1 protein-coding gene (cut by a window edge) is annotated in these 14149 nt (G+C 59.7%); it reads left to right on the top strand.

The features are described from left to right. Nucleotides 1-14149, top strand: partial view of a hypothetical protein gene (locus tag KDL09_RS21515; RefSeq protein WP_294389691.1) — the start only. Its footprint extends 20294 nt past the window's final position; 14149 of the gene's 34443 nt are visible here — the first part of the coding sequence; its start codon is at nucleotides 1-3; the stop codon falls past the right edge of the window.

Raw genomic sequence — 14149 nt, forward strand, 5'->3', positions numbered from 1 at the left:
TTGCGCCCCGATTTCCTCCACGAGCAGGGGATTCGCCGCCTGATAATCCAAGGTGGCGATGAAAGCGACGACACGCTGCACGTGGACCTGTCGAGAGGGGATGTCCCTCTGGATGTGATCTTCCACGGCGGTGTTGGCGGCTATGACACATTGACACTCGCAGGCGCGACCAATGGAAGCTACACGCCGGGTGTTGTTTTTGGGGACGGGGTGGTCACGTCCGGTTCCAGCCGGATCACTTTCACGGGACTCGAGCCGGTCATCGTTGACGGCACGGGTGACGGAGATGGAACCTTTACCTTTACGACTTCCTCCACCGGCGCCGGGAATGATGTTATCACCATTGACAGTCCCGCGGCTGGTCAGAATCGAATCTCGGGAACAAGTGGTGGAGTGGCCTTCGAGTCGGTCACCTTTAACAACTTCCTTCACTTCGTCATCGACACGGGCAGCAATGACCAGGTTGCCGCCAATGAGGATCAAATTCACCTGACCTCGGCCTTGGTCGCCTCGGGACTTCTGGACCTCACGATTCAGACGGGCAATGGGAATGACACGGTCGATCTGGATGGACTGGGACTCACGAATTCGGTCAGCGTCACGCTGAATTTGGGGGCGGGTTCGAACACCCTGACAGGACCTGCGGCGGGCGGGGCCTGGAGTTTCACATCCGCTGACACCGGCACCCTTCGGGTGGGGACCGGTACCGGCCTCGTCCAATTCAGCGGAGCCACCACCATCACGCCGCGCGGCGAGGCTGGGTTTCAATTGGGGTCCATCAATGGGGACACCCTGACCAGCGCCAGTTCGGACGCGGTCGCCGGGAAAACGGGAAATGAGTCTCTGACAGGCCTGACCGGGGACGACATCTATGTTTTCGTGAACAATTTTGGCAACGACACAGTCGTCGAGGCTTCAGGCGCCGGGACTGACACACTCGACTTCTCGGCGGTCACAGCCGACCTGACCTTTACGATCAACGCGGACGGCAGCATCGTCGTCACCGACGACTCAAATCCTCTCAATGTGGTTCATGCCAGCAACGTTGAGAAACTCATCGGTGGCCAAGGGATCAACCGCTATGTGTTCCAAGACGGCGCCACACTGGCGGGGACGATCACGGGACGGGGAGACTTTGGGGATATTCTCGACTACAGCCTTTATAGCACGCCGGTCAGTTTTGACGTCGGGGCTCAGACGGCCACCGGCACAGCGGGGGCAACTGGCATTTCAAACGTCATTGGTGGTTCCAGCGTGCTCGGCGACACGATTGTTGGAGCGACTGATGCTGGCACCTGGACCATTTCGGCAGCCGGCGCGGGCAGGACCAAGGGAGTCACCTTCGAGGGGTTCGAGAAACTCGTGTCGTCCAGTATCGATGACATTCTCGATTACTCCAAATACGCGTTAGCCATCTCGGTCGACCTCTCGACAGAAGCTGCGACCGGATTCTCGACGATCACTGGTTTCAGAAACATCGTCGGGTCAGATTTCGACGATTCCATCACCGGCGACGCCAATGACAATCGACTGACCGGTGGTGCAGGGACGAACACCTTGATTGGTGGAGGCGGGATCGACACCGTGGTGGAGTCGGCGGATGCGGACTTCCTGCTGACCGACTCGATCCTGACATTTGGAGGTGCTGTCGATCATCTCTCTGGAGTGGTAAAGGCGGAACTGACCGGTGGGGACAGCGGCAACATTCTTGATGCGAGCGCATTCACACTGGGGAGCGTGAGACTCGATGGAGCCGGTGGGGACGACACGTTGAGAGGCGGGTCCCAAGACGACGTTCTGACCGGAGGCGACGGGATCGATTCTCTGGACGGGGGCGGCGGTGTGAACACGGTGGTCGAGGTGGGAAATGCGCGGTTCATTCTCACTGACTCCACTTTGGACATGGGGGAAGGGGGCAACGCCGTTCAGACAGTCACCGTGGCCGGCGGTGTGACCGGGGGAACTTTCAAAATCTCGTTCGAAGGTGAGACCACGACGGCGATTGCTTTCGATGCCACTCTGGATGCATTCAAAGCGGCGCTCACGGGGTTGGATGCGTTCGGACCTGAGGATGTCATCATCGGCGGGGTCGTTGGGGCTTGGACGATCGAGTTTGTGGGCAATCAGGCCGGGAAATCGGTGACGCAGCTGGCGACAGTCAGCAATCTGGTTGGAGGCGGGGTCACAGCCGGAACGACCACCGCCGGTGTGCAGCAGGTGAATACCCTCGCGAACATCCAGGTGGCCCTCCTGCTTGGCGGCGCAAGTGACAATCTGATGGACGCAGGTGGATTCTCCGGGGCTTCGTATATCTATGGTGACGACGGTGATGACGTTCTGATTGGCGGTCTGGGCAACGATTCGTTGTTTGGAGGCGACGGGAATGACCGCATGACCGGCGGTGCAGGCGTGGACACTCTGATCGGCGGTGGCGGCATCGACGTGGTGGTGGAGACCCGGGATGCGAACTTCACGCTTACGAACTCGTCGCTCACAATCGGTTCGGAAGGCATCGACAGTCTTTATAGTATCGAGCTGGCCGAACTCACTGGCGGAGCGTCAGGCAACGTCATCGATGCCGGCGGCTTCTCAGGAATCAGTGCACTGACGGAGCTCTCATTCCTCAATCGTGGTGCGGGAGTGGCGACGTTCGACAACAAAGCGGACTTCACGGTCACCCTTTCCGACGGTACGACAACAGACGTTTATCTCAGCACGGTGGTGACACTGCAGGATGTGTTTGATGCGATCCATGATGCGAACAGCAAACTGGCCGCCGCTCTGAACGCCGCAGGATCTGCCATCGTCATTACCGACAGTTCGGGTGGTGGTGGTTCCATGAGCATCACTGCGGCGACCGGTTCCACCGCCGCGGCCGATCTCGGCATTTTGGGGACGGGTACTTCCACCGGATTGGAAGGAACGGCATTCATCGGTGGCGGGGTTGTTTTGGATGGAGCAGGCGGTGAAGACGTGCTGACCGGGACGACGGGGGACGATGTCTTCACAGGCGGTGCTGGAGCGGACCAGATCATCGGCGGCGGCGGCGTAGACACACTGGTCGAGTCACGGAGCGCTGAATTGGTCGCGGCGAACTTTACGCTTACCAACATCAGTCTGGTGATAGGCAGTGAAGGAACGGACACCTTGTCAGGCATCACGCACGCGATCCTTACCGGCACACAGGCGGTGGACATCATCGATGCATCGGCTTTCACGGTGGGCTCGGTGATTCTGGCAAACGGTGGCGGCGCCGATACGGTTCGCGGCACAACCTTTGATGACCGATTCCTGGTGGATGTGTCCGGCCTCACTGCCGGAGTGGATCATGTGACAGTCAGTGCCGGCGGCGGGGCGGGTGATCGGGTGGTGATTCTTGGGACGAACGGAGTTGCCCAGACTGACCTTGGATGGATCACTTGGGTCGGGCTTGCCGCGACCCAGGAGCTGACCAACGGAAATATCACCGAAGACCTCTACACCGCGGGCGGGAGCATCGAGATCGTCGCCAGCAGCATCAATTTGAACGGGCACACCATTGATTCAGCGCTCGGGTCTGCAGGGTCGGCGGCAGCGGCCGTGGCCGGAAACATCACTTTGAAGGGCCGATACATCACTATCGACGGCGGAGCCAAGATTCTGGCAAAAGCAGCGACCGGGGGAACTGACGGCACGATCTCCATCATCGGGGTGGACCAGACCAAGCTCACTTTTGGAGTCGGTTTCTACAATGGCAACTTCAGCGAGACCACGATCAAGATCGACAACGCTGAGATCAAGGGAGGCGATGTCACCATCGGGGCCACCGCGATCACCCAGCGTTCATCCGCGGCGCTTACGGAACGTGATTCCGCCCTGTCGGGGATCGATTTCGGGTCCAGCGTCGATTCTATTACGCAGCAGATCATTGATGTGATCAGAGGGCTGTCCGCGATTGTTGCGGTCTCCGAGTCTACGTCCATTGCCACCATTGACATCGGTGCAGGGGCCACGATCGAAGCGGCCAACTTCGTCGCAACGTCCAATGCCGACGCCCGTGTCAAACCCAAGCCGATCACTTATATGCTGGGAGTGTCCGTGGGCCTGGTGGACACCACGTCGCGAGTCAAAGTGGACGGTTCGATTACCACCGCGGGCAATCTGACCATCAGCGCAAACTCATTCAACACGTCAGACACAGTGGCGGTGGTGATCAAGGAAGACGGCTCCGGCCTTACAGTGGCTGTTTCGATCATCAACTCTCATACGGATGCCTTGGTGACCGATAAGGCGCATTTGACCGTCGGTGGGAACCTGAGGATAGCGGCCGCAACGGTGGACCGAGTTCGTGTTCTCTCACAGGCGGTCTTGGGATTGGATGGCGACAAGGCCGTGGCGTTTGCGCTGAGCCTCGAGCACAGTTACACCAACGCTTATCTGGACGGCACGGCAACGGTGACGGGAGCAATCACCGTCGAGTCGCACGAGTCGGAAGAGTCCATCACGAACTATGTGGGACTGCTCGGCTACGTTCCCGGTCTCAACGCGCCCCAGGTGGTCAAAGGTGTCAAGGCCTACGCTGCCGTTGGCCAGTCTTCCACTGGCAACTTCCTTTCAGACTGGCAGCTTCTCAGCAAGGACATGCAAAAGAACGCCGCTCTGGCCGGAGGATCGGCGGCGGCGAGCAAATTCCCAAAGGTGACGGCCAAGCTCGACCAGCTCAAAGCATGGGGTGCAAAAATGGCCGAGAAGATTAAATCCAAGATGCCGAATATCCTCACTGCTCCCGGCAAGAATCGCGACATTACCATTGGAGTCGCGCTGGAGATCTACACCAAGACTGTCGAGGCGCGCATCGGTGACGGAGTGACGACGGACGGCTCTGCAAAAGCAGACGTGCAGGCAAATGGCGATATCACCGTGAAAGGCAGGCTGGAAAGCCGTCCGGATATTTCCGCAGTGGGAAAATCAAACAACACCTACCTGGACCCGGACAAGGAGGTCGCAGACGGTTCCAGTGCTACTGTCGCGGATGATGGTGTCGGTGGCGGCATCGCAGTCGTCGTCTTCAACAACACGACGAACGCCTACATTTCGGGTGATGCGGAGGTGGATGCCGGAGGAACGCTGACGGTCGAAGCCAAAACATTGAATCAAATCGATCCCACCACCCTTTGGGGTGTCAATCTGATCACTCCGTTCACTCAGGACGTCAGTGCCACGTATGACAACTCCATGACCGGCCTGACGCTGGTCTCGAAAGATGAGACGGTGGATCTCAAAAACAGCCCCGGTTCCGGCAAGGGCGAGCTCGGCGGTCGCTACCGGTTCAAGGGGGTCATCCCAACTTCGATTGATCTGACAAAGGAGAACTATGCTGACACTGCCCGATGGGAGTCGGTGGACAGCAAAGGCAAACAGCAGGCAAACGCCTTCCTCGCCAACTTTACGAGCTACCTGAATGAGAACCTGGGTCTGGATGACAATCTTGTTGATTCTTGGGTCCAGTCCTCTGCCACCGGACAGAAAGCCACCAAAGTCCTTTCGGCTGCAGTCCTGGTGCTGAGGCAGACGGCGAGTGCGAAGGTCAAAACCGGCGCAAAAATCAACCAGGACTTGGCACTGCGCACCACGAACCAAAGTGTTGTCGTGCAGGCCAACAGTGTTAATCAAGCGATCAATCTGGTCGGCAACTTCAAGACTCCGGTCGCAGGAGGCACCACCTTTGAGGCGCTTTTTGGCAAGGATGCGAGCATCACGGACAAAGCCACCTGGAACATGAATGGTCCGCTAACGAAGCAGAACCGCCAAGGGCCCGGACTGGGCGTGTCGGCTGCGGAGGATGGCAGCGCGGCAGGCGCCAGCCTCGGTGTTTACTACTACCAAAACATCGTCACAGCTTTGATCGAGGACGGTGTCACCGCTTATGCCGACAGTCTCAAGGTGGTCGCAGATACTCTCGATCTGTCGGTCGTTCTTGGTGGTTCGGGCAGCAAAGGCGACACCAGTTCAGGGATCGGTGTTGGCGTTTCGAACGTGCTCGACAACACGACGCTCGCCCAGATTGCCAACGGAGCAAGTGTGACGGTGGGCAGCAAGGTGCTGGCCGACACGGAGGCCGACGGCGGTTCGGTGCTCGTCAGCGCGAAGGACACGGCGTACGTGATCACCGTTGCCGGAAGCGTTGCGACTTCCGATCAGACCGGTGTCGGCATTTCGGTCGCGGTAAACACCGTGCTGCGCAACACGGAGGCGTTTGTCGGAAATCGTCTGGGTGACGACACCATCGATGCCACCGGCTTCTTCACTTCAAGTGGAGGCGTCACGTTGAATGCCTCCAATCATGGATACGTCGGCGGTTTTGCCATCGCGGGAGCGAAGGCCACCAACAATCCAGCCGATCCGCCAGCCACCACTTCCAAACAGCCGGCCGGCTCCGGCGGCACCTCCGGATCCAACGGCACCACTGAGGCAGACACCGCTTTGAGCGAGTGGCAGGGCAAGATGGCCGCCGTGCTCAAGGAGTTGAAGAGCACCAAGAATCCAGGCGGAGGCGATGACGCGGCAGCCCCGGCTCCGGTTGCGGACGCTGCCGAGGATCCTGCGAACCAGTCCAAGAATGCACTCGCGATATCCGGCTCCATTGTCGTCAATGTCGAGATCGACAATGCACGTGCTTATTTCCGCAACGTGGGTGCCGTCCAGTCCGGCAAGCTCTCGATCGCTGCGACCAATGACTCGACCGCCAATTCGCTGGCCGGCGCAGTCTCCTATGCCAGTGCCGGTGATCCGACCAAGTCCTCGAGCGCCATCGGTGGTGCGATCGGTGTCAATTACATCGCCGGGGTGACCGAGGCCTTCATTGACGGAGCTGCCTCGTTGACAGCGGGCGGTCTGGTCATGACGGCCATTCGCGGTGGATGGATCGTTTCGATGGGGGCTGCGGTGGGCGGGGCCACGGGCAAGAATGGCAGGGCCGGCACGGGATCCGTCGGGGTGACGCTCACGAACTACACCACGCGCACCAAACTCGCGAACATCCCTGGTGCGGTCATCATCAACGGGACCATGCTTCTCGATGCCTATGACGACACCAATCTGATTCAGCTTGGTGGTTCGGGAGCCTTTGGAGGCAAGGGCGGCTATGGAGTCGGAGTGGGCTTTGCCAAGATCACCAACACCACGACTTCCACCATCGACACGCTGAGCAATTTCAAGCATGTCGGAACGGTTGATGTGAAGGCCAGAACGGACGCCGACATTGTCAGTGTCACAGGTTCTCTGGGAGTCGCCACAGGTGGCGGAAGCGTGGATGGGACTGGCATTGGCGGCACGCTCTCGATCAGCCTGCTTTATAATATCGTCACCGCGGAAGTGCTGAACACGACCATCACCTCCGACTCTTCGGGAGACTTCAAGGTGCTCGCCGACGACAATGCGGCCATTTACAGCTTCTCCGGTGGATTTGCGATCGGCAAAAGCTCAGCCTATGGCATCGCGGTCGCGGTAAATGTCCTGAAGGACACTGTGACGGCGCGCGTCGAGAACTCCACCGTGCGTTCCTCCAGCGGCGGGTTGACCGTGGATGCTGAAGAACGCGGTGTCATTGTTTCTGTCGCCCTGGGTGGTGCTGGTTCCCGCAAGTCTTCGATTGCCGGTTCGGGCGCCATCAATGTTCTCACGAATGTCGTCGACGCGCATGTCAGTGTGAACTCAACCGTCTCGGTCGGCTCGTTCGTGACCGTTCAGGCGGTGGACAAACCCACGCTGGTCGCTGTCACAGGGGCGCTGGCTGTTGGTGGCACGGAAAAAGGCGTTGGAGTTTCGATCAGTTGGAACCGGATTAGCAACGACGTCTCGGCAGTCATCTCCGGCTCCACGGTGACGGCGGCGACGGGCGCGGTCAGTCTGCTGGCAAGATCCACGCCGCTGCTGGTTGGAATTGGCGCGGCTGGAGCTGGCAGCACCACCAGTGCCGGTGGAACCGGCGGCCTGATGATCAATTCGATCGCCAACAGTGTGGACGCCCACATCATCAGTTCGACCGTTGAAGCCACGCTCGGTGATGTGAGTGTGAGGGGAAGTGAATCCGCGACGCTGGTGGCTGTCGCGCTGGCGATCGCCGGTAGCGCCGAAGGCAACGCGATCGGTGCGTTGTTCGCCTACAATTACATTGGTTCCTCCACCGACGATGCCGATCCGAATGTCATCACGATTGCTGATGGTGCCGCGCTGGCAGACGACAATCCTTCAGGCATCAAGACTGTGACTGTCACCGGTTCTGACACGGCCACCGCCAGCAACGTCAAAGCTTACATCGACAGTTCGAAAGTCATCGCCGGAGGCCAGGTGTCTGTTCTGGCCGGATTCGATGATCCGACGCAGCCCACCAGCGGCAGCCCGGCGCTGGGTGACACCAAACCTGTCGTCACCTCCAATGTGGTCACGACCAGCGATGCGATCACGCTCGCCAGCCACGGTCTCAAGACGGGTGACACAATCACCTATCGCAATGGCGGGGGCGCCAGCATCACCGGACTCACCGACGGAGTTGAATACTACGTCATCAAGGTGGATGCGAACACGATCAAACTGGCGGCAACACAGGACGACGCACTGGTCGGAACAGCGAAGAGCCTGACATCAACCGGCAACAGCAGCCAGACACTGCAAGTTTCCTCCACCAGTCCCCTGCTGGTCGTCGGCACGTCGGCTGTCACCGTTCACAATGCCTCCAGCGACACAATTATATTCGTCGATGATCACAACCTTCAGGACGGTGCTCCGGTGGTGTATCGCAATGGCGGTGGAACGAGCATCGGCGGTCTGACCGACGGAGAAACGTATTACGTCATCCGGGTGAGCGCGAAAACCATCATGCTTGCTGCAACGGTGAGTGATGCGACTTCGACCACCAAGCGTCCGATCTTCCTGACCTCCTCGGGGAGCGGTGCTTCGCAGGGATTGCAGGTGCGTGCCAGCAGCTTTGACCTCGCCGGCCTTTCCTTTCAGCTGCCTGCGATGTCGAGCGGCCAGATCGTGAGCGTCACCGCGGCTGGAGCCGGTGGCACGAGCGCGTCGGGTGCCGGGGCCATTTCGCTCAACTTTGTGCGCATGAACGTGGATGCGCACATCTCCAACACCAGCGTTTCACAATCAGTGACCGCGGTCGGGAATGTCAGCGTTCTCGCCAGCGATGCCTCGCGTGTTTATTCGGGGACGGGTTCGTTGGGACTGTCGCTTGGCAAGTCGTTTGCGGCCAATGCATCCATCGGCGTCAATGACATCCGTAATTCTGTCGCGGCGAAAATCGAGACGGCAAAAGTCAGCTCGACCGCAGGCAATGTGACAGTCGGTGCGACGGAAGATGCCCGGAATATCAATGTGGTCGTCGGTGGAGCAGTCGCGGCCGGTGGAGGCAGCGCCATCGGGGGCTCGTTTGCCGTCAATACCATCAAGAACACGGTTGATGCACGCATCACGACCGCTTCCGACGTCGGTGCCGCCGGTTCGGTTTCAGTTCTGGCGCGTGACACGGCTTCCATCGCCACACTGGCTGGTAACATCGGTGCTTCCTGGAGCGGCACGGCGGGAATCGGGTTCGCCTTTGCTTTCAACAATGTTCACGACACGGTTACTGCGCTGATCGACGGATCGATCGTGACCGCGGGTTCGGGCGACATCGTTGTTGATGCAACTTTTGCCAAGCCGACCGCGCTTCCTTCGGGGTTGAATTCGCAGATCGCCGCGCTGGCTGTGAGCGGTGGCGGGGCCAATGACATTGCCGGTGCGGGTTCGGTCTCGCTGAACTGGATTCACAACGATGTGGAGTCCCGGATCAAGAACATCACCGACCAGAACACCGACGTTCTCCGCTACAATGGCGACGACATCCATGCCGGTGGCAAGCTGAGCGTCACCGCGAGTGACTCCTCCACCAGCAATTCCATCACCGGTGCGATCAGCATTGCCGGCCTCAGGGCAAAGGGTGCCTCCGGAGCAGTCGGGGCTTCGGTCGCCTACACCTACCTTGGCGGTGATCCGAATGATCCGGGTTCGACGACCAACAATGTCGTTCTCGCATCCATCGAAAACATTACCGGATCGGTTCGGGCGGGATCGATCGATGTCCTCGCGACCTATCAGGGCCAGATCTTCAGTCTCACGGTCGCCGGTGCCGCCGCAGGATCGTTCGCGCTTGGTGGCTCGGTTTCGATCAACCGGATCCGCAACCGCACCAGCGCTTACATCAAGGATGTCGCCAGCATTACGAGCACCGGCAGCACACCTCCAAGCATCCGCATCAAGGCGACTGACACCTCGACGATCGAAGCTTACGGCGGCGGGGCGGGGCTCTCGATTCCCAAGTCTGGCGCCACGGGCATTGCAGCAGGAGTTTCTGCTGCGTCGAATGATACGAACAGCGAGACGAAGGCCTACATCGTCAATTCGAAGGTCACCAGCACAGGAAACGTGGAGGTCACCGCGCATTCGGATCCTTCCATCACCGCATGGACGATCGGTGTGGCCATTGCCGATGGCAAAGGTGGCAGCGGATTCAAGGGAAGCGGCGCGGGCTCCGGCTCCGGCAACACGATCAACAGCACCACCGAGGCCTATATTCTGGACAGCAATGCGTCACGCGGCGTGTTCGCCAACGGTGGCGCAGTCAATTTGTCGGCCACGGACGATTCCGACATCATGGCCGTGGCCGGTGCGCTGGCGACGGCGGGGCTGTTCGGCGGATCTGACAATGCCGTTTCTGTAGGCATCTCTGTCACGGACAACGACATCACCACCCACGTCCATTCGTTTGTCACCAACTCCATCGTTCATTCCAGCGGAGATATCTCCCTCTACGCATCGCAAGACAATGCCAAGATTACGGCCTATACCGTCGGAGGTTCCATCGCCCGGGGCAGGAACGTCACGCTGACGGTCGGTGTGACCATCGCCAACAACACCATCAACTCTGACGTCAAAGCTTACATCAGCGCTTCGACTGATGTGGTCACAACTGCGCCGGGCAGCATCAGGCTGGAGGCAAAACAGCTGAGTTCGATCATCGCGTACTGCGTTGCGGCGTCGATTGCTGTTTCCACGGGTGACGATGGCTTCGCGCTGAGCGGCGGCGGGGCCAGTGCAACCAATGAGATCCACGGCAATGCCAACGCCTATCTGCTGGACAGCGCTGTCGTCAGCGGCAAGGACGTGTCCTTCACCGCCACCAACACTTCGACAGTCAAGGCGGTGGTGGTCGGACTGGCGGTGTCCGGAAGCGGCGGGCCTGCTGCCTTGGGGATCGGCGTGGCGATCGCCAGCAACAACATCGGAACCATCAATGACGACGGCACGACGGCACCGTTTGAGGTTCGCGCCTACGTGCAGAATTCCAGCATCAGCGCCACGTCAGGCAACCTGACCCAGACAGCGACGTCCAATTCGACGATTACCGCGACCGTCGTGGCGGGTTCTGTGGCAGTCACAGCCAAGAGCGAACTGGGAGTCTCTCTGGGTGGTGCCGGCGCACGGTCCACCAACGAGGTGGCCACCTGGGTGCAGGCTGCCATCGACGGCGACAGCGCGGCGGGAATCCATGTGGGAGACGTTTCGCTGGCGGCGAGTGACACCTCCACCATCACGGCGGTCACCGTCGGAGCCTCCCTGGCTGCGTCAGTGGCGGGTGAAACGGGAGTTGCCATCGCTGTCGGAGTGTCCCTGTCCAGAAGCGTGATCAGCAACAGGATCGAAGCTTCGATCAAAAACGCGGATGGCTTTGTCAGCACGGGTGCCGTCACGCTGGCGGCCTCGGATCATTCTTCCATTCACACAGTCTCGGTCGCGGCTGCGGTGGCGGTGGCTCTCTCCAAGGAAGTCGGCTTTTCAGTCAGCGGTGCAGGTGCCGAGTCCACCAATGTGATCAACACCAAGACGAACGCCTGGGTGGATAACAGTGTGGTGTCTGCCGTTGGAAACGTGTCGATCACCGCTGATTCGAGTTCATCGGCCGGTTCGAATGCGTTGACACCCGTCGGGTCATTCACCGCCGGTTTGGATGACGCGGCCACCACGGACATGCTTGAATCGGACACGACGATCGGCGGCAAGCTCTACAAGGAGGGCACGCCCGATCCGAATGACGTCAATGCGGACAACACGTTCAAGACCACGCTTCGGAACCAGCTGCTGGCAGCCGGTGTGGATTTGTCCACGGATCCAGATGACCTGGCGGTGACGATTCGCAAGGTGGACACGGGTGCGAACCCGACCGACCCGGATGATGACACGGGCGTGGAGTGGTCGGTGACCGACCGCAAGTCAGGAGTTTCCGTGATCATCATCAAGGATGCTCTCGGCAATTTCTCCGTGTATGAACCCCAGATCTCGGCCGTGGTCATTGGTGTTTCCGTCGCGGTCGGGGTTGGCAAAGACGCAGGTGTTGGGATTGCGATTGGTGCCTCCGTGGCCAGAAACCTCATTGGCTCCAACCAGGATGAAACGGCTGGAATCAAGAATGCCGCCGTCATCACCAAGAACAATCCCGCCGAAGTGCGTGCGAGGATTTTGAACTCAAGTGTCAGCACGACCGGAGGAAGTTTGACCCTCGCAGCGACGGCGAGCCAGTCGATTGACGCGTTCGTTGGCGCATTTGCTGTTGCCGTTGGTGGCTCCAGCGGTGTCGGATTTGCAGCCAGTGGGGCGGGGGCGAGGGCGACGAATGGAATCGCCGTTGTCGTTTCGGCCGAGATCGATGGAGACGGCCCGTCCGGCATTCACGCACGTGGCATCACGCTTCAAGCCACCGACTCTTCTTCCATCAAGGCGGTGACGGGTGCGGTTGCGGTGGCCATTTCCTGGGGTGGCGAAGCTGCTGTCTCCATTGCCGTCGGTGTTGCGCTGGCAGAGAACGTGATTCAGAACGATGTTGAGGCATTCATTGCCCGCGCTCACAACGTGACCACCACCGCTTCGGGGTCTGTAAGCGTGGTTGCTTCTGAAACGGCCTCGATCGATTCCACCACTTTTGCTGCGGCAGTCGCGGTCGCGGTTTCTGAAGTCAGCTTCTCCGCGGCAGTGGGAGTTCTCGAGGCGGTGAATAAGCTGAAGAACACCGTGACCGCTTACATCTCCAGCAGTGTGGTTGGCTCAGCCGGAGGAGTGACTATCTCTGCATTGGATATAGGGGTGATTTCTGCCGACGGCTTTTCCCTCGCGGTGGCTGTTGGCGTTGTGGGTATCGGTGTTTCCGCAGGCACTGGAGAAAACACGTTTGATGATGAAGTTTCCGCCTATGTGACCGGTTCGACGATCACGGCCTCATCCGGAGACATCTCCGTCACGGCCTCTTCGAATCCGACCATCAACACCTCATCCACCGCGGTGGCTGTTGCTGCGGCCATCGGGGCTGGTGTTGCTGTCTTCGACGCAAGGGCGACGGTTTCCGGCACGACCAATGCGTACCTTCAGAATGCCGTTCTTACAGCGACCGGACATGCGGTGGCAGTGACTTCCACATCGTCGGAGGAGCTGAGTCCGCTTGTCCGTGGCGGCGCGGGTGGCGCTATCGCGGTGGGCGTCATGCTTTCAGAAGCCACAGTGAAAGGCTCGACTCTGGCGCAAATGATCGGCCGAACGACGGTTTCGGCGGCGAGTCTTACCGTCACCGCCAGTGACACCAGCAAGGCCACACCGGTCACGAATGTGGGCAGCGTCGGCGCTGTGGCAGTGTCGCACGCGAAGACAGACGCCAAGCTGGAACGGGTCACGGAGGTTTCCATTCCGGCCGGTGCTGAGATCACGTTGTCCATGGGATCGCTTACCATTCAGGCCCAGTCCGCGGCAACCGCCTATACCACCAGCCGCTCCGATGGCGGCGGTGCCATCGCCGTCAGCAATCTCGACATCAATTCGATCGTGAACACGATCACCCGTGCCAGGGTGGACGCAGGCGCTTCGATTTTCGTTCCGTCATCGAATGCATCCGGCAACGTCACCGTCTCGGCAGAATCTCATAATCTGGCGGTCGCCAACACGGTGAATTACGGCGGTGGTGGAGTTAATGTGCAGAACAGCACGCCCACCGCCAAGGATACGAGCACGACGGAAGCCCTCATGTCCGGCAATGTGACGGGAACGAATGGTGGAAGCTCTGGCGCGCAGAATCTCGTCG

This window comes from Prosthecobacter sp., assembly GCF_020439865.1.
GTDB lineage: Bacteria > Verrucomicrobiota > Verrucomicrobiia > Verrucomicrobiales > Verrucomicrobiaceae > Prosthecobacter.